The sequence below is a fragment of the Streptomyces sp. NPDC001770 genome (genome assembly GCF_053596135.1).
Genome location: NZ_JBSFFN010000007.1, coordinates 59,786 through 78,169 on the forward strand (window position 1 = coordinate 59,786; position 18,384 = coordinate 78,169).

Genomic DNA, 18,384 nt, shown 5'->3' on the forward strand with positions numbered 1-18,384 from the left:
GTGCGGAGCGGTGGCCTACGGCAGAGGGGTGCCGCCCGTGGCGTCGACGATCCCGGCCGTGATGCAACTCGCCTGCGGCGAGGCGGGGAAGACGTAGGCCGGGGCCCTCTCGGCCGGCTGGGCGGGGCAGCGGCGGCTGCTTGCCGTACTCCGCCGTGTCCGGCGAGGTCGCCGGGATCAGAGGGGTCCAGACCGGCCCCGGCGCCACCGCGTTGACCCGGATGCCGTCCGGCGCCACCATCTGCGCGAGACCCTGGGGGAAGGTCACGAGGGCCCCCTTGGTCATGGCGTAGTCCAGCGGATGAGGGCTCGGCCTGCACGCCTGCACCGAGGCGGAGGTCCTCGGACTCCAGGTGGGTGAAGAGCACGTCGACACCCTCCCGGGCGAAGGCGAGCGCCCTCGCGCGCCCGATGCCGGAGTCCCCGCCCGTCACCACGGCCTTGCGGTCGGCCGGCCGTCCGTGCCCCCGGTAGGAACCCCCACCGCGGTCCGGCGGCGGGTCCATCGGGCCGGTCCAGCCCGGACATGTCCGATCCTGCTGCGGAAATCAGGCCGGGGGTGCTTCGTCATGGGGTTGTCGGGTGTCCGCTCTTCGTGCTCATCCGCTGTCTCCTGCTGCCGGAAAGGGGGAAATTCCCGAGGGTGAATTGCGTCTGTTGCCGAATCGCTCTCCCGAAACGGAGAAATCAGATCGACGCGATCCGCCGCGCCGGTCCTCGTGCGGCGCCGCACGCGCCGGCCACGCGGCCCGGGTCGCGTCAGGGCGGGGGGTGAACTGGGCTTTCGCGGCCATGAAGGGGGGCGAGTTCCGGGCCGCGAACCTGCACGACGCAGCGCCGGATGGGGCAAGCGGGAGGTGTCGATCTTCCAGACCCGGGGAATCCGTATCCGGTCGAGACCGCCCCGCCGGGCGCTGCCCGCGTGGGCGCGCGGCACCATCCGTCGATGTGGATCGGAATCCAGTGAGCGAAAAGAAGAACCCCGTGTCCGCTGCCGCCGAAAAAGTGGTGAAGAAGGCCCAGGAGGCCATTCACCCGGGAAATGAGATCCCTGGAGCGCCCGGCCCGCAAGCCGTGCCCGTCGAGGAGCCGACGGAGGTACGCGGACCCCTCCGGCCCAAGCACGACCAGCGCGGCCCGGACACCTACAGCCCCACCGGCCAGGCCACGGGCACCCGGCAGAGCGAGGTCGCCCAGGACGGCGCGTACCTCACCACCGCGCAGGGGGCGCGTCTGTACGACACCGATCACTCCCTGAAGGCGGGGCCCCGCGGCCCGGTGCTGCTCCAGGACCACCACCTGCGCGAAAAGATCACCCACTTCGACCACGAGCGCATCCCCGAGCGCGTGGTGCACGCCCGCGGGGCCGCCGCGCACGGCGTCTTCCGCGGCTACGGATCGGCGGCGGGGATCACCAAGGCCGCATTTCTCGCCGAGGGCGTCGAGACGCCGGTGTTCGTCCGGTTCTCGACGGTCCTGGGCTCGCGCGGATCGGCCGACACCGTGCGCGACACCCGGGGCTTCGCGACGAAGTTCTACACGGACGAGGGCGTCTTCGACCTCGTCGGGAACAACATCCCGGTGTTCTTCATCCAGGACGCGATCAAGTTCCCCGACGTCATCCACGCGGGCAAGCCCCACCCGGACCGGGAGATCCCGCAGGCGCAGAGTGCCCACGACTCGTTCTGGGACTTCGTCACCCTGCACACCGAGGCGACCCACCACACGCTGTGGAACATGTCGGACCGGGGTATCCCGCGCTCCTACCGGATGATGGAGGGCTTCGGAGTCCACACCTTCCGGCTGGTCAACGCGGAGGGCCGCACCACCCTGGTGAAGTTCCACTGGAAGCCGAAGCTCGGCGTGCACTCCCTGGTGTGGGAGGAGGCACAGATCGCCGCCGGTGTCGACCCCGACTTCCACCGCCGCGATCTCGCCGACGCCATCGAGGCGGGTGCCTTCCCGCAGTGGGAGCTGGGCGTCCAGACCTTCCCGGACACCGACGACCAGATGTTCGAGGGCATCGACCTGCTCGACCCGACGAAGATCGTGCCCGAGGAACTCGCCCCCGTACAGCCGATCGGGTCGATGACCCTTGACGCCAACCCGTCGAACTACTTCGCCGAGACCGAGCAGGTCGCCTTCCACCTCGGCCACCTCGTACCCGGCATCGACGTCACCGACGACCCGCTCCTCCAGGGCAGGCTCTTCTCCTACCTCGACACCCAGATCAGCCGGCTGGGCGGGCCCAACTTCGGTCAGTTGCCGATCAATCGCACGCACGCGCCCGTCAACGACATGCTGCGGGACGGCATGCACCAGACCGCCGTGCACCGGGGAGCCGCCCCGTACCACCCGAACTCCCTGGACGGCGGCTGCCCGTTCCTCGCAGGCTCCGACACCGGGGCCTTCATCGAGGTACCCGTCGAGCTCCCCGCCGCCCCCAAGGTGCGAGATGCGCCGGCCTCCTTCGACGACCACTTCAGCCAGGCCCGGCTCTTCTGGCTCAGCGTGACCCCCACGGAACGCGAACACATCGTCGCCGCCTACACCTTCGAGCTCGGCAAGTGCTGGGAGGAGGCGATCAAGGTACGCGGACTCCAGGTCCTGGCCAACATCGATCCCGATCTCTGTACGCAGGTAGCGACCGGTCTGGGGCTCCCCGTACCGGAGGCGAGCGTCCCGTTGGCCATGGTCGAACCGAGCCCCGCGCTCTCCCAGCTCGGCGGGGAATGGCCGCTGGACGGCCGGACCATCGGCATCGTCACGGACGGATCGGACGACCTCGACGGGGTACGGGCCGTGCGCCGCGCGGTGCTCGACGCCGGCATGGTCCCGCTGGTCGTCGCCCCGCACGGAGGCGCACTGGGCCAGGGCGACGACGCCGTCACGGTGCAGCGCACCTTCGCCACGGCCAGGTCCATCGAGTTCGACGCGCTCCTGCTGGCCGGGTCGCCCGGTCCGGCCGCCGACGCCTACGGAGCACGGGACGCCAAGGCCGACGACGCCGCCGCGGCCGTCCTGGCCGTCGATCCACGCCTGCTGCTGATGATCGGCGAGGCGTTCCGCCACGGCAAGGCCATCGGCGCCTGGGGCGAAGGGGCGGATGCCCTCGCGGCAGCGGGTCTGCCCGCCGGCTCCTTCGGCGTGGTGGTCGGCGAGGCGGCGTCGGAGGTGCTGGAGAACATCACCGGCCTGCTCGGGGCACACCGCGCCTGGGACCGCTTCACGCCCGCTCTCTGACGGGACCCCCCTTCCGGGGCGGCGGAGGAGCCGCCCCGGGGCATCTCTTTAAAAGGGGCACGCGCGGCGCGGACGCGCGTGCCCCACTCACGTGGAGGGCGCTCCCGACCGGTACCGCTAACGGGCCACGACCCCCCGCGCCGGGGCGGGAACACCGCCGGCCGCCGCGCCCCCACCCGGTGCGGCGAACGACTCCCGGCAGTGCGCCAGTAGTTCGCGCAGCGCCGGGCTCTTCGTGGGCGCGGAGACCAGGGCCAGCACGGCGGCGGTGTCCGCGTCGGTGAGGGGTACGGTCACCAGCCCCGGCCGGTGGGCCACCATGGACGCGGAGAGTACCGCCACACCCAGCCCCCGCTCCGCGAGCCGCATCACCGCGTCCGGTGCGGTGGCCCCCAGGGACACCGTGGGCGTGAGCCCCCGGGCGGCCGAGACCTGGTCCAGCACGGTACGGATGCCGGTGCCCGGGGGCAGGCAGATGAGGGGATGGGCGCACAGTTCGGCGAGGGTGACCCCTTCGGCCGCCCGGGCGGCGAGCGGATGCCCGGGCGGGACGGCCGCGACGATCGGCTCGCTGATCACCTCGTGCCCGTCCAGGTCCTCCGGCGCCCGCCCCGCCGCGCCGATCAGCGCGAGATCTACGTCCCCCTCGCGGACCCGCTCGACCAGCCGGGCGGAATCGTCCTCGACGAGGCCGATCTCGACGCCCGGGTACGCCAGATGAAAGGCGGACAGCGCCTCGAAGAGCGGCTCCACCGTGCACGCCGTCACCATGCCGACGACCAGCCGGCCCCGGACCAGCCCGTTCATCTCGTCCACCGCGTGCCGCAGCGCCTCCACCGCGTCGAGCACCGCGCGCGCGTGTCCGAAGGCCACCTCGCCCACCGCGGTCAGCCCGGCGCTGCGGCCCGACCGGTCGATGAGGGTGGCGCCGAGATCGTGCTCCAGCTGGCGGATCTGGGCGCTGATCCCGGGCTGGCTGATGTGCACGCGCTCCGCGGCCCGGGTGAAGTTGGACTCTTCGGCCACCGCGAGAAAGTACTTCAGCTGTCTGAGTTCCATAACCTCTGATTATAGAGGCGGTTGGGACGATTGATTGGACTTCTCCCGCCTCCGCGAAGGACCATGAGAGGGCAGAGATCGTGTACCGGAAAGGAACGTTGTGTCCGAGAACGAGAAGGCCCTGAAGCCGGAGGACCTCACCCGCCTCTTCGTGGAGCGCGCCAACGCGGGTGACGCCGCCGGACTCGCGGCGCTCTACGAGAAGGACGCCGTGATGGCGTACCCGCCCGGCAGTACCACGGTCGGCCGGGAGGCGATCCGGCGGCTGTGGGAGCAAGTTCTCTCCCACGCGCCGGAGTTCGAGGCGGAGGAACCGCTCCCGACCCTCGTCATCGGTGACATCGCGCTGACCTCCACGCCCCCGAAGGACGGTTCCGGCGCCCGTGCCCAAGTGGTCCGGCGTCAGGCGGACGGGAGTTGGCTGCGCATCATCGACCAGCCGGAGTTCCGTCCGCCGGCCGGCTGAGGGGCATGTGCGAGGGGGTTGAGGTCAACTCCCCTCCACCGCTGCGGCGGTGCCAGGGGCCGCCCGGTGTTCCGTACGAGCGTGGGCCCGGCGTACCGCCGGGCCCATCGCCGTACCGGCCGCCAGGAAGAGCCCGCCGAGCACCAGCCAGCCGGTGAAGCCCCAGGACAGGATCAGCGTGGTGAGCAGCAGCGGCCCGATCAGCCGAGCGACGGCCGTCCCGGCGCCGTAGAAGCCCTGGTACTGGCCCTGCTTGTCGGCGGGAGCGAGCCCGAAGCCGATCTCCCACGAGCCGGAGCCGAGCAGCATCTCGCCGAGGACCTGGATCACGGCCGCCGCCAGCAGGAGACCGCCCGCCGCCCACGCCGAGGTGCCCAGGGACGAGCACGCGAAGGCGAGGCAGGCCAGCAGCAGGACGTACCCGGCGTGCCGCACCGACCGGGACGCCGAGTCGAGGCCGGTCACCCGGGACGCGATCCGTACCTGGAAGAGCACCACGCTCACGGTGTTGACCACCAGCAGCGCGGAGACCGTCCACCCCGGAGCCTCCGTACGCTGCACGATCCAGAGCGGCAACGCCACGCTCAGCAGCGGCATGTAGAGCAGCATGACCATGTTGAGCAGGGACACCACGGCGTACGGCCGGTCCCGCAGGACCGCCAACCGCGCCTCGCCCGAGGGCTGGTCGGCGCCCGCCGGTCCCACCGGTGCAGGCAGGCGGTACAGCATCACCGCCGCGGCCACGAAGCTGAGCGCGTCCAGCGCCAGCGCGGCCAGGTACGCGCCCTCGGTGTCGAGTTGCAGGGCGACTCCGCCGAGCGCCGCACCGAGGGCGAGTCCCGCGTTCACCGTCGACTGGAGGTGGGCGCGGGTCTCCGTACGCCGCGCCGGCTCCACCAGCGCCGCCAGCAGGGCCTGCCGGGCCGCCGCGAGACCGCACTGGGCGCAGGCGTACACGCACACCGCCACCAGGAACGCCGGGTAGGCACGTACGAAGAGGAAGGAGGCGACCGCCGCCCCGGTGACCAGGGACATCAGGACCGCGACCCCGTGCGGGCCGCGCCGGTCGGCGAGGTGCCCCAGTGGCACCCCGGCCACCGCCCCGAGCGCCCAGCCCAGCGTGAGCGCCGCGCCGATCGCGGTGGGGGAGAGCCCGACGACACGGTTGAAGTAGAGCGCCGACACCACGTAATAGGCGCCGTCGCCCACCGAGCTGGTCAGCTGCGCCCGGGCGAGCCTCCTCGGCGCCCCTGCCGGAGGGATGATCCGTCTCATGCGCATGCGGTGCCTCTCCGTTGCCGCCCGGTCGTGGCGCGCGTCGCGGTGAAGTCTGCGCCGCGGAGCGGCCGGGCGACACCGAATTGGAGGGGGAACTCGGTTCACCCGCGGCCGAGTCGGGCGGAAGGCGGCACCTCGGGGACCGCCTCCGGCTGCCGCGCACCCTGGAAGTCGGCCGCCCGGATCAGCAGCAGGGACACCACGCCGCCCACCAGCGCGAGGCCGGCGGAGAGGGCGAGGAGGGTGTTCAGCCCGTCGACGTACCCCGTCACGGCGAGCCGCTCGACGGTGCCCCGCTCCACCTCGGGAACCAGCGCCGCGGCCCGGTCGATCTCGCCGCCCCGTACGAGGGAGACGATCCGGTCCGTGCGGTCACCGGCGCCCGGTACGCCCGCCAGGCCGTCGCGCACCCGGTTGCCGATGACGACGGCGAAGGTGGAACCCAGCACCGCGACCCCGGCGCTCACCCCGAGCTGCCTGAACGTACCGCTGATGCCCGAGGCCATCCCGGAGCGGGAGAGGTCCACGACCCCCACGGCGGTGGAGGCGAGCGGCGGGTTCACCAGCCCGGCGCCGAACCCGCCCAGCACCAGCCCGGGGAGGAAGTGCTCCCAGCCGGAATGTGCGCCGGCCCCGCCCATCAGCAGCAGACCGGCGCCGACCAGGAGCAGCCCGACGCCGATCGGGAAGCGGGGCTGGACCCCGGCGCTGAGACGGCCCGCGAGCAGTGAGGCGAGGAGCATCGCCAGCGAGGAGGCCAGCAGACGTACGCCCGTCTCCAGAGAGGAGTACTGGAGCACCTCCTGGAAGTGCACGGCGAGGAAGAGGAACATCGCGAACAGCGAGCCGTTCATCGCGAACGCCGCGACGGACCCGCCGACGAAGGTCGGGATACGGAACAGCCGCAGCTCGAACATCGGCTCCGCCACCCGCGCCTCGACGACGAGGAAGGCCGCCAGCAGCACCCCGCCCACGACGAGGAAGGTGAGTGCGCGGGAGTCGCTCCAGCCGCCCTCGCCCACGCGGATCAGGCCGTAGCCGAGGGTCGCGAGCCCCGAGGTCAGCAGGGCGAACCCCGGCAGGTCGAGCCGGCGGGCGAACGGTGAGCGGGACTCGTCCACCCGCAGCACGACGATCAGCGCGACCAGGACGCCGATCGGCACGTTGACCAGGAAGACACCCCGCCAACCGATGCCACTGGAGATCAGCCCCCCGGTGACCGGGCCGATCGCCGAGGCGAGTCCGGTGACCATGCCCCACACGCCGAACGCCGCGCCGCGCTCCTTTCCCTCGAAACTGCCCGCGAGCAGCGCCGGCCCGGTCGCGAACATCACCGACCCGCCCATGCCCTGGAAGATCCGGGCGAGGACCAGCATCAGCGGGGACTGCGCCAGGCCGCACAGCAGGGAGGCGAGCGTGAAGAGGACGACACCGAGGGCGTAGAGGCGTCGGCGCCCGAACCGGTCGGCGAGGGTCCCGCTCGTCAGCAGCAGGGCCGCGAGCGCGATGGCGTATCCGTCGATCACCCACTGGAGGTCCGAGAACCCGGCGTCCAGGTCCTCCTGCACGTCGGGCATGACGACGTAGACGATGGTGGTGTCCAGCAGGAGCATGAACGTCCCGCCGCACACCCCCAGCAGCGTCCACCACTTCTTCCGCATCTGCGCTCCTTCTGCTCGTCGGGCGGACGGAAAGCGCCGCCGGACGGGAATCCGGCGGCGCACTCTCTCCCCTCGTTCATGCTCGCGAGCGGGGAGTCAGAAGTCCAAGAGCTGGTTTTTCGCGACAGTCAAACCTCTGCTTATGGTGGATGGTTCCGAAGTGGTCGTGGAGTGGACCGGCTCAGCCGAAACGCCCGTTGACGTAGTCGGCCGTACGTACGTCCCGGGGAGAGGCGAACATGGCCTGGGTGTCGCCGTGTTCGACGATGAGACCGGGCGTCCCCTGCGAGGCGAGGAAGAACGCGCAGGTGTCCGAGACGCGGGCGGCCTGCTGCATGTTGTGGGTGACGATGACGATGGTCACCTCCGACTTCAGCTCGGCGATGGTCTCCTCGATGCGCCGTGTGGACGTCGGGTCGAGCGCGGAGCACGGCTCGTCCATCAGCAGCACGCGGGGGCGCACCGCGAGGGAGCGGGCGATGCACAGGCGCTGCTGCTGGCCGCCGGAGAGGGCCCCGCCGGGCTGGCGCAGCCGGTCCTTGACCTCCCGCCACAGCCCCGCCTTGGTCAGGCACTCCTCCACCAGGTCGTCGCGGGTGTCACGGCCGGCCTTGATGGCGTTGAGCCTGAGGCCCGCGAGGACGTTGTCGTACAGCGACATCGCGGGGAACGGGTTGGGCTTCTGGAACACCATGCCGATGTTGCGGCGGGCCTGCGTGATGCGGCGGCCGCGGTCGTAGATGTCGTCGCCGTCCAGCAGTACCCGGCCGGCCAGCGAGGCCGAACCGATCAGCTCGTGCATCCGGTTGAGGATGCGCAGGAACGTCGACTTGCCGCAGCCCGACGGGCCGATGAGGGCGGTGACCTGGCGGGCGGGCATGGTCAGCGAGACCCGGTCCAGCACCTTGTGGTCGCCGAACCACGCGGAGATCTCGTCGGCCTCCAGGGTGGCGGGACCCTGACCGCGGATGACGCGTGGCTGGATCAGGGTGTCGGTGAAGTCGTCGCGGTCGGCGGTCGCGCCGGCCGTGTCGGTGGTGGTCATGGTGACTCCAGAAGGGGCGGCGAGATGGTCTGCGTGCACGTGAGCGTGATCGGAGGCGCGGTCAGAGGAGGTTGGGCAGCAGGGCGGTCAACGCCCCCGCGTCCGCGATACCGAGGGCGGCGAGCAGCGGTGCTCCGCAGGCCCAGGTCTGCCAGCGTCCCCAGACTCGATGGGCACCCACGGTGAGCAGGGCGGCGACGAGCAGGGCCTGCGTCCACAGGAACACCTGCAGCCACGCGTCCTGTTCGCCCTTCAGCGCCTGCTCGGACCCGGCGATCCAGCCGGTGCGCAGCACGCGCGGCGGGCTGGGCTGGACGGGCGTGACGAGCTTGGCGTCGACCCGCAGGACGCCGGAAGGGGTGTACGGTCCGCCGGTCGCGGTGATCAGCGTCAGCCGTCCCTCGCCGGAGGCCAGGGGGGCGGGGAGCGGGTCGCCCGCCCGGCGGATGCCGGTCACCTCGTAACCGGCCTTCGCCTGGCCGGTGGTCACCTCGATCCGGGTGCCGGCCGGCAGGTTGTGCAGGCCGCCGAAGGGCCCGCCGTACCCCCACTGGCGGCCCATCACGATGGAGGTGCCCGCCTGGCCGGGCAGCGGGGTGTCGCGGCGGTGACCCGGACCGGACATCAGCACGGTCGAGGTGGTGCCCTCCGCCACGACCTCCTCCAGGTCGAGCACGGGGATGCGCAGCAGCGCGACGGGGGCGCCGGGTGCGAGCGCCTTGCCGTCGAAGGTCTGCTGGCCCACCGGGGCCGTACCCAGGGCGAGTTGCTCGCGCAGGTCGTCGTGGGCGACCTGCTGGTCGCGGGCGTGCTGGAGGTGGCCGACGACGGTGAGGTTCGCGGCGAACCCGAACAGCACGGCGGCGAGCACGCACAGGGCGGCGCCGGTCACGGCGAGACCGGGCCGGGAGGTTGCCGCGCCGGGCGCCGCTGCCGGGCGGGGCGGCTTCTGGTGGGGCGGGGCGGCCGGGGGCGGCGGTGCGAGCACGGACACGAGGGGTGCACTCCTGGTCGACGGTACGGAGGTCGGGGGCGGCGCTTGGGCCTGAGCCCCGGACGCGGGGACCGGCTCCGCGCCGCCGGGCCCGGGCGGCCACGTGAGGTGGCGGCCACGGGCCCGCGGCGGGCGGGCCGGTCAGGGACGTCAGTGACGGGGGGCGGTGAAGCGGAGCATGCCCCTGCGGCGTACGTGGACGACGAGGGCGGCGCCGGCGGCGATCAGAGCGAGGCCACCGAGTGCGGCCGTGCCGAGCTGTGCGCCGGTGGAGGCGAGCACACCGCCGCCGGAGCCCGAACCCGAGCCGGAGCCCGAGTCCGTACCGAGGCCGCCGGTGTCGGAGCCGCCGGTGTCCGAACCGCCGGTGTCACCGCCGGAGCCGGAGCCCGCGGTGGAGGCGTCGGGGCTGGTGGTGTCGCTCGGGTCGTCCGTCGGGTCGGTGGGGTCGTCCGTCGGATCCGTGGGATCGTCGGTCGCGGCGGCGTCCGTACGGAAACCGAACGCGACGCTGTACCCGCCGTCCGCACCCTCTGCCAGCGTCAGGGTGTGCGTGCCGGGCCCGATGTCCTCGGGGACGGAGAACGCGTAGTTCGTCACGGCGCCGTCGGCGTCCGCCGTCGCGCCGGCGAGGGAAGCGCCCCCGTCGAGGCCGGCCGCCACCGCGGCCGCCGCCGCGAACCCCCGCGCGGTGACCTTCACCGTGTCACCGGGCTTCAGTACCGGGTTCGCTTCCAGAGCGTTGCCATCGGCGTCGGTGACGGCCAGAGGCGCGTAGACGGGCACCCCGCCGTCCACCTCCGATGCGGCGTACAGCTGTGAGTCGGCGGGGATGAAGGACGCGTAGTAGAAGTCGCGGCCCACCGCGGCCGGTGCGGGAATGTCGATCTCCGCCGCTCCGTCGACGAGGTCCGCCCGGCCGATCTCCACGGGTTGCGCGTTGTCGGAAGCCTTGGACGAGAAGACGACGGTGCCGGTGGCCCCCGCCGGCGTCACGGTTGCCTTCAGCGCGTACGGCCGGCCCACCACGGCGGTCGCGGGAACGCCGGAGAGCGCGATGCCGGTGGTCTGCTGCTCCAGGACCGACCAGGAGTCGCCCTCCACCTTGATGAGGGCGGTGAAGGCGGGATCCGTCTCGCCCCTCGCCGTGCAGTAGAGGCCGACGGTGTAGATGCCGTCGAACTTCCCGTCGGGAATGGCTTCGAGGAGACGCTGCCCCAGTGTCCGGTGGAGCACGGCCGGGCTCCACGCGACCAGATCGTCGGAGAAGGCGCTCGTGGTGCTCGGCGCGGACTTCAGCTTCGCCAGGTTCGACGCGAGCGGGTTGCCCGGCACGACCACGGCGAGGTTGGAGACCACCGAGCCCTCCGGGCAGGGACCGTCCGTCCCGGCGTGGGTCGCGAAGAGCGGATCGTCGAGCTTTCCGCTCGTCGGCGTGAGCGTGAGCGAACCGATGGTGGTGAACGCGTGGGCCTGCGTGGTCATGGCGAGCACGGCCGCGAGAGCCGCGAGGAGCAGAGCACAGCTCGTCAGCAGAGCCACGGGCGATCTCAGTGGTGCCGGGCGGTTCATGGGCGGGTTTCCCCCCAGGGAGTACGACGGATGGATGGATACGCCGGGGGGCCGGGCACCCGTGGGGTGCCCGGCCGTCGTGCTCGGCGTTGCGGTTCGGCTAGTTGAGGCCCTGCAGCGTGGTGGTGCCGCAGCCGGTACCGAGGGTGCCGAAGCCGTAGGCGGTGATGGTGGAGGCGGCGGCGCAGACCTTGGAGGACGAGCCGACGAAGGTGGACGCGATCGTGGCGTCGGTGAGCTTCGCCGTGGGGACGACGTTGTAGACGTCACGGTTGAAGGAGAAGCCCGTGTTGAGGGTGAAGGTGGAGGTGTTGTAGGGGGCGGTGCCGTTGACCTTGATCACGTCCGTGGCGCCGTGGATGTCGGTGACGGTGCCGCCGGCCTGCGCGATGTACTGCGCCACCGAGTACGGGGCGATGTCACCGGCGGTGTCCAGCGCCAGACCGTTGTTCTCCTGCACCGACTGGTTGACGCAGCTGCCGACCTGCGCGTCCGTCAGGCCGATCTTCTCCAGGAAGAAGGAGCGCGTGCCCGAGCCGGTCTGCGGCAGCAGCGGCGTGAGGGTCACGCCGTTCAGCGTGGTGGTGGTGCACTGGAAGATGGCCTTCAGCTGCGCCGTGGTGAGGTCCTGGGCGCCGGCGGCGTAGAGCGCGCTGTCGGTGCGGACCGCGACGGACACCGCGTCCTTGGCGAAGGGAATCCAGGTGAGCAGGGTCCCCGTCGTCTTGACGCCGCGCGAGGAGCGGGCGAAGTCGATGCAGTCCTTGGTGGTGTCGGCGACGTCGGTGGCGAGTGCGGTGATACCCGCGCTGGAGCCGTTGGGCCGGTTGATCGCACAGTTGGCGGCGCGGGTGGTGACCGTCGCCGAGCCCGTCGCGTCGTAGGAGGCGATGATCTTGGCGTTGGAGCTGTTCACCACGACGTTGCCGAGTGCGTTCACGACGTCCTGGGTCGTGTCCGAGCCGACACCGGCCAGCGTGCGGTAGTCGCCGGCCGCCGGGTCCGCCATGGCGGCCGGGGCGGCCAGGGCACCGAGGGCGAGAGCGAGGGCACCGACGACGGCACCGGTACGAAGACGGGACGTGACGTTCACTGTTTTCTCCTCCGTGGAAACGGATTCCATGCGTGCGGATGACAAGGAAGGGAGCAGTGGAGCAATCCGGATTTCGGTGCTTCCGGCCCGTCGGCCGGCGGTGCCTACACTTCCCTGCCGGGGGTACGGGCGGCCACAAATCCGCGGTGCGTATCAGATGAATGGATTGTTTCCTGCGCCACCCCTGGAGGTTCCGGGTGCACCGCCGGAAAATCGCGCTTTCCCGTGGGCGGAATTCCCCGGGAAAGCGCGCATTCCGTACGGCCCTATCGGGCGCCGGCCGCCTCCGTCCTGCCTCTGCGGGCGGCCAGGCGCAGCAGGACGGGCCCGGACAGTGAGGCCGCACCACCCAGGACGAGCACACCGAGCAGGACCCAGCGGACCGCCCCGAGCAGTTCGGAGGGAGTGGTGCCGGACGCCGCCGCGGCCGTGTCGGTCCCTCCCGAGGCGGCGGCAGCGGTGCCGCCCGCCGACGCGGCCCCGGATGCTCCGGGTGTGCCGGTGGACCCGGACGTCCCCGGGGAACCACCCGTGGAGCCGGACGAGGCTGATCCCGTGCCTCCCGCGACGGATCCGCCGTCCGCGGCGGTACCGCTGCCGGCCCCACCCGTGGAACCGCCGTCCGCCGGGTCCTCGCCCTCAGTGGTCACGCCCTTCTCCAGTGCGCTCGCCGCGGCGAGCGCCTGAGCGCGCAGCTCCTGCGGCAGCGGGGCGTACCCGGCCGGAAGCCGGCCGGGTACGGTGCCGGGCCGCTGCCCGTCGCCCACGGCGTACCGGATGACCTTGGCGTAGTCCGCGCGGGCGTCGGCGGGCTGGTCCGTGGAGGCAGCGGCGTAGACGACCGAAGTGAGCGGGTACGCGCTGCCGTGCACCTTGGCGGGGTCGGTCGTCCTCACTCCCGGGACGGAGGAGTCCGGCATCGTCGTGACCGCCTTGAGCATCGTGGCCGTCGTCGGCTTCACGAAGGTGCCGTCTGCGTTGGGCAGGGCCGCCACGTCGAGGAGGTACCGCTCGGAGGAAGCGGTGTCCGCGATACCGATCTCGTGGGCGCTGTTCAGCGGCGGGCGTGTTCCCGACAGTCCTGGCGGAGACGTGGTCGCGTTGCAGGTGAACGCCAGCCCCGAGTAACCCCGCCGGATCTTCAGTGCGGTGCTGTGCATGTCATTGGCGTACGGGACGAGATTCTGGCTTCCGTATTCGATTCCGGGGCACTGGGTGGGCGTCGAGGTGATGTCGCTCTTCGGGTAGTAGTCGAAGGGCTCCTCGGTCAGACCGAGATCCTTGTAGCTGGTGTTGAGATGCATTCCCCAAGGGTCGGGATTCCCTTCGAGGAAGGAGCGGGCGTCGTCGTTCTGGATGAGGTAGCGCCAGAGCATGCGCGCGGTGTCGGAATTCTCCAGGCCCACGACGATTCCGTTCGGCGCTTCGCGTCCGGCATTGATCTCGGGGTTCAGCTGAAGGAATTCCGGGTCCGAAGCGATCCTGACGGGATTCCCCGCGACGGATTCGGGCTGGGGCACGCCGAAGGTCCCCATCTGCACGTTCTCCACGTACGACTCGGTCAGCAGCTTCGCCAGGAGCCTCTGGTTGAGGCGCAGCCGGCCCGCATGGTGCGAGACCTGGGTGGCCGTGTCCACGTAGTTCCACAGGAAGCCGATGGTGAGACCGCTGATCGCGACCGGTGCGTGCACGACGGGGGCGGAGTCCGCGTCGGCCTCGATCGGGTCCACCGTGAAGGCGAGGCCGGGCGACGTGTCCGTGGGCGCGGTGACCGCCGCGCGCGCGGTCTCCTCACCGGCCTGGGTGAAGGTGAAGCGACGGGTTCCGCCGGTGCAGAGTGCGCTCTGCCACGAGGTCATGGCGTCGGTGACCAACTCGGAGCCGATGGTGCGTCGTTCAGGCTTGTCCGGATCGCAGTTGTCGCCCACGGGAAGGAAATCGAGGCGGAACGTCAGGCGCTGGTCCCAGATGGACCGGCTCAGTGCACTGGCCGCGGCGGGGGACGACGAGGACTGCGCCAGCCTGCCGTCCGGGTTGTGGTCGCCACGCGGGACGACGACGAGCCAGCACGGCTGGACCGCCCCCTCCGCGTTCCGGCGGGCCCCGCATCCCAGGTGGGGTGACTCCACGGAGGTCCGCACCTCGAAGGTGGCCTCGCCCGAGCCCTGGGAGTCGTTCTGCACCCAGGGGAGGGTGTTGGTGTCCCCGCCGGTGAAGTAGGTGTTGTCGTAGGCGCCGGACGTCTCCGCCCCGCCGACCGGCCTGAAGGGAACGTACTTGTTGCCTCCGAGAGGTTCGTCCGGCACGGTCGCGTAGTCACCCTCGGCAGGGTCGGCATCCGACTGCGGAACGAGCGTCCTGGTCGAACCGGGAGTGAAGGCATCGGTCGCGCCGAACTCGCACTGCTCACGCGACGGACCGGCGTCGGGATCGTCCCCCCAGCACTGCATCAACTGCATGAAGTCACGGCCGGTCTCCGCGGTCCCCGGAGTCCCTCCCGTCCAGGAGACCTTGATGGCCTGGCCCCGGAGGTCCTTGGTCTGACCGACCGTCACCTTCAGCTGGGAGAAGTCGTCGTACCTGCCCTTCGTGCCGGTCTTCGTCACCGCGGAGCTCTGCTGCTCCGCCGCGCTCGCCGGGGTGTCACCGCCCGGCGGCACCGGCAGCACGGCGAGGACGAGGGCGGCCGTCAGCGCGCCCGCGCCCGCCATCACCCGGCGCCCGGCCGGGGCGGTCCGCCCCGGCAGCCGTACCCGTACGCGACGCGTGAACGGCCTCTTCTCCTCCAGGCTCCCGGTGCCCGGGTCCTTGGTCGTGCCGCTCATGCCGCGTCCCCCCTGCGCCGGGCGCGGGCGGCCATGGCCCGTGCGGTCAGCGGGGGTACGACGACCAGCGCCACGAGCAGCAGTGCGGAGAGGGCCATCAGCGCGCCGCGCAGCCCGAGGGCGTCGCCGGAGGCGAGGGTGACCGGGTTGGCGACGACCGAACCGTCCCCGGCCGCCGCGGAGTCGGTGATCACCTCGCCGGTGTCGGGGTCGATCGCGGTTCCCGTCGTGCCGTCCGTGGTGCTCCCCGCGGCGCCCGCGGTCGCGTCGGGCTTCCCGTCGCCGTCCGTGTCCGTCGCCGCGCCGCCCGTGCCCCCGGTCCCGGAGCCCTGGCCGCCGGTGGAGCCACCGGCCGCCGAGGTGCCGCCCGTCGAGGTCGTGGTGCCGGTCGTGCCACCCGCGGCGGAGCCGCCGGAGGCGCCGGGCCTGACCGGCGTCGTCCTGGTGTCACCTGCGGTGCCGGTGGTGCACTGCGTGGGGCCCTGCTTGTCGCACGCCTTCGGCCGGGGTGCCTTCTTCGCGAGGGTGTTGGTGCCGTCGCTGGAGAAGGTGGGGTTGCGGCACTTGCCGATGTCGATCGACGAGGTGGGCGCCCCGGGCACCTTGCGCAGCTGGTCGAAGCCGGCCTGCACCAGGTTCTTCGGGAGCGGCGAGTAGCCGAGCTCCTCCGCCTGCTGCTGGCCGTCGCAGAGGAAGTAACGGCCGAACGTGCCGAGGGAGTTGCCCTTGTCCTTGGTGAAGCCGGCCTCCTCCTTCGTCGGCAGGATCATGTAGCTGTAGCTGGACAGCGGGTAGGTGCGGTCGTCGCCGTTGCGGTAGACGCCGTCGAGGATCTGGGTGAGGTAGGAGGGGCTGGCCTTGTCCGTGTTGATCTTCGCGCCGAGCAGGCCGACGGCCACACTGGCGGCGGTCGGCTCGACGTAGTAGCCCGAGGCGTTCAGCATCTTGGCGACCGGGAAGCCCGTCTTGAGGGCGTAGGAGTACTCGACGTAGGTGATCGCCCCTTCGCCGGACGCCTGGCGGACATGGCCCGCGACACCGTTGGAGCCCGATTTGGCGATCATCGAACTTCCGCCCAGAAGGGGGTAGTTAGACGTCATCCCGCAGCCGCTGCCGCGGCCGGTCCTGTCGCAGTAGGCGTTCCAGACGGACTTCTGCTCCTTGGCCATCCAGGTGGTGAACTGGGCGGTCGTGCCGGAGCCGTCGGAGCGCACGACGGGAATGATCTGACGGGCGGGCAGGGTCAGCCCCGGGTTGTCCGCCTTGATCGCACCGTCGTTCCAGCGGGTGATCTGCCCGGTGAAGATCTTCGCGAGGACCGGGCCGGAGAGCCGCAGGTTGGTGACCCGCTTGCCGTTGATCTTGAGGTTGTACATGAACGACGTACCGCCCGCGACGATCGGCATGTAGGCGTAGCCGCGCTGCGGGGGCGAGTCGCGGACACCCTGCTCGTACAGCCCGTACGGGATCTCGGAGACGGCGAAGTCCACCACGTTGTTGCGGAACTGCTCGCGGCCCTGCGAGGAGCCGTTGTCGGTGAAGTTGACCGTCATGCCGAAGTTGGCCTTGACGTTGCGGACCCACTGGGTGACCGCGTTGGCGCTCCAGGTGGAGCCGGAACCGGTGATCTTCGCGTGCGAGGCGGCCTCGGCGGCGGGTGCCCGGACGGCCGAGAGCGCGCCGGACACCAGCAGCAGGGCCAGCAGGATCACCCCCGAACGGGCGGGAACGGTGGCGGGTCTCACGATGAACTCCTTGGCGGCGTGCTGGTTCGTGGCACGCGGGTTCGGGGGGAGCGGACAGGGGTGACGGCCGGACGGGGCGCGCGTCACGGTGTCGGGGGGTGGGTGTCGGGGGCCTGCGCCGCGGACGGGGCGAAGGGGCGTACGGCTACGGAGCCCCGCGCCGCGAACCGCGCCGCGTCCCGGCGGGAGGCGGTGACCCTGCGGTGTTCCTGGCCGCGCGAGAGCTGTCCCGGTCCGCGTCCGCCGAGCACGCGGGCGACGACGAAGAGCAGCAGCACCAGGGCCATGAGCAGCGCGGCGGTACCGAACCCGCGCGAGATCATGTTCGGTTCGGGCGAGCGGACGAAGGTGAAGGTGGCCAGCGGCAGCGACACCATCGGCCCCGAGAACGGGTCCCAGTTCATCTCGGCGGTGAAGCCCGCGGTGAGAAGCACCGGCGAGGTCTCGCCGATGCCCCGGGCGGTGCCGAGGATGACCGAGGTCGTCAGCCCCGAGCGGCAGGTGGGGAGGACGACGTGCCAGACCGTCCGCCAGCGGGAGGTGCCCAGGGCGTACGACGCCTCGCGCAGGGTGCCGGGCACCAGCCGGATGACGACGTCGGCGGCGCGGATCACGATCGGCAGCATCATCACGGAGAGCGAGAGCGCCGCCGCGAACCCGGAACGGTCCATGCCGAGGCCGAGGATGACGGTCGCGTAGATGAAGAGGCCGGCCACGATGGACGGCAGCGCGGTCATCGCCTCCACCACCGTGCGGACGAAGCGGGCGAAGGGGCCGGGCACCTCGTTGAGGAAGACCGCGCACACCAGCCCGACCGGGACGGTGATCAGCAGCGCGATGGTGATCATGATCAGGGTGCCGACGGCGGCGTGCAGCGCGCCGCCCACCGACAAGGGCTCCAGCGGCCCGGCGAACCGCATGTCCTCGGTGAAGAAGCTGAGGTGCGCCAGCGCCCTGCGGCCTTCGAAGAGCGCGTAGACGACGACGTACACGAGGATCGCCACCAGCAGCAGGCCGAGCGAGCGGATCACGGCGGCGGCGACCCGGTCCACGACCGCCGGGCCGTCCTCGTCCAGCGAGACCACCAGGGCGTACAGCCCCAGGAAGAGGACGTACGCCACGACGACGAACCCGACCACACCGTTGAACGGCGTGAGCCGGGCGAAGACCAGCCAGGTCAGCGAGAGCGATCCGGCGGCCGAGCCGAACAGGGCGTACAGGTCGCTCGCGCGCAGCGGGGACAGGGCCCGCCGCCGCTCGCCGGCGGGGTCCTTGGTACGGGCGGGCCCGGGCAGGACGGTACGGGGCGCGGCGCCCGGGGCCGGGTCCGTGCCACCGGACGCGCGGGGCGCTTCAGGGGCCAGGGTCATGGTCGTAACGCTCATTTCTCGGACGGAAACCGG

At 71.6% G+C, this 18,384-nt stretch carries 12 protein-coding genes and 1 pseudogene; 2 read left to right on the forward strand and 11 right to left on the reverse strand.

What is annotated here, in order from left to right:
- Nucleotides 1–15 precede the first annotated feature (15 nt).
- Nucleotides 16–571, reverse strand: a pseudogene (locus ACWCSV_RS08895) (SDR family oxidoreductase).
- A gap of 392 nt (nt 572–963) precedes the next feature.
- Here ACWCSV_RS08895 and ACWCSV_RS08900 point away from each other — a divergent pair.
- Nucleotides 964–3,243 carry a catalase gene (locus tag ACWCSV_RS08900; RefSeq protein WP_451139970.1) on the forward strand — a complete coding sequence of 760 codons (2,280 nt, stop codon included), beginning with the start codon at nt 964–966 and terminating at the stop codon, nt 3,241–3,243.
- A 117-nt stretch (nt 3,244–3,360) separates the two neighbouring features.
- Here ACWCSV_RS08900 and ACWCSV_RS08905 read toward each other — a convergent pair whose 3' ends face one another.
- Nucleotides 3,361–4,302: a LysR family transcriptional regulator gene (locus ACWCSV_RS08905; RefSeq protein WP_451139972.1), complete on the reverse strand. Its 942-nt coding sequence runs from the start codon at nt 4,300–4,302 to the stop codon at nt 3,361–3,363.
- A gap of 100 nt (nt 4,303–4,402) precedes the next feature.
- On the opposite strand from ACWCSV_RS08905, the gene ACWCSV_RS08910 reads away from it, so the two are divergent.
- A complete protein-coding gene (locus ACWCSV_RS08910) occupies nt 4,403–4,768 on the forward strand; it encodes a YybH family protein (RefSeq protein ID WP_451139974.1) in 366 nt (121 codons plus the stop codon).
- A 24-nt stretch (nt 4,769–4,792) separates the two neighbouring features.
- Here the strand turns inward: ACWCSV_RS08910 and ACWCSV_RS08915 are convergent, their stop codons facing one another.
- The 9 genes from ACWCSV_RS08915 to pstA form a co-directional block, all read right to left on the reverse strand.
- A complete protein-coding gene (locus ACWCSV_RS08915; protein ID WP_451139976.1) occupies nt 4,793–6,043 on the reverse strand; it encodes an MFS transporter in 1,251 nt (416 codons plus the stop codon).
- Between the two features lie 104 nt (nt 6,044–6,147).
- Nucleotides 6,148–7,707, reverse strand: coding sequence for an MFS transporter (locus ACWCSV_RS08920; RefSeq protein ID WP_451139978.1), 1,560 nt, complete (start codon nt 7,705–7,707; stop codon nt 6,148–6,150).
- A gap of 181 nt (nt 7,708–7,888) precedes the next feature.
- Complete coding sequence (locus ACWCSV_RS08925) at nt 7,889–8,752, reverse strand: phosphate ABC transporter ATP-binding protein (protein WP_451139980.1); 864 nt, start codon at nt 8,750–8,752, stop codon at nt 7,889–7,891.
- A 61-nt stretch (nt 8,753–8,813) separates the two neighbouring features.
- On the reverse strand, nt 8,814–9,746 hold the full coding sequence (locus tag ACWCSV_RS08930; RefSeq protein WP_451139982.1) for a sortase: 933 nt from the start codon (nt 9,744–9,746) through the stop codon (nt 8,814–8,816).
- 150 nt (nt 9,747–9,896) lie between these two features.
- Complete coding sequence (locus tag ACWCSV_RS08935; RefSeq protein ID WP_451139984.1) at nt 9,897–11,288, reverse strand: hypothetical protein; 1,392 nt, start codon at nt 11,286–11,288, stop codon at nt 9,897–9,899.
- 130 nt (nt 11,289–11,418) lie between these two features.
- Complete coding sequence (locus tag ACWCSV_RS08940; protein WP_451139986.1) at nt 11,419–12,411, reverse strand: hypothetical protein; 993 nt, start codon at nt 12,409–12,411, stop codon at nt 11,419–11,421.
- Nucleotides 12,412–12,677: 266 nt separating this feature from the next.
- On the reverse strand, nt 12,678–15,236 hold the full coding sequence (locus ACWCSV_RS08945) for a hypothetical protein (RefSeq protein ID WP_451139988.1): 2,559 nt from the start codon (nt 15,234–15,236) through the stop codon (nt 12,678–12,680).
- Nucleotides 15,233–16,981 (reverse strand): phosphate ABC transporter substrate-binding protein PstS, encoded by a 1,749-nt coding sequence (gene pstS / locus ACWCSV_RS08950; protein WP_451139990.1) that lies wholly within the window; start codon nt 16,979–16,981, stop codon nt 15,233–15,235. Before pstS ends, ACWCSV_RS08945 begins: the two co-directional genes overlap by 4 nt.
- 83 nt (nt 16,982–17,064) lie before the next feature.
- Complete coding sequence (gene pstA, locus ACWCSV_RS08955) at nt 17,065–18,366, reverse strand: phosphate ABC transporter permease PstA (protein WP_451139992.1); 1,302 nt, start codon at nt 18,364–18,366, stop codon at nt 17,065–17,067.
- Nucleotides 18,367–18,384: the final 18 nt, after the last annotated feature.

Coding starts and splice junctions, on each gene's coding strand:
- ACWCSV_RS08905 (WP_451139972.1), bottom strand. CDS start 4,302: ATGGAACTCAGACAGCTGAAGTACTTTCTCGCGGTGGCCGAAGAGTCC.
- ACWCSV_RS08915 (WP_451139976.1), bottom strand. CDS start 6,043: ATGAGACGGATCATCCCTCCGGCAGGGGCGCCGAGGAGGCTCGCCCGG.
- ACWCSV_RS08920 (WP_451139978.1), bottom strand. CDS start 7,707: ATGCGGAAGAAGTGGTGGACGCTGCTGGGGGTGTGCGGCGGGACGTTC.
- ACWCSV_RS08925 (WP_451139980.1), bottom strand. CDS start 8,752: ATGACCACCACCGACACGGCCGGCGCGACCGCCGACCGCGACGACTTC.
- ACWCSV_RS08945 (WP_451139988.1), bottom strand. CDS start 15,236: ATGAGCGGCACGACCAAGGACCCGGGCACCGGGAGCCTGGAGGAGAAG.
- pstA (WP_451139992.1), bottom strand. CDS start 18,366: ATGAGCGTTACGACCATGACCCTGGCCCCTGAAGCGCCCCGCGCGTCC.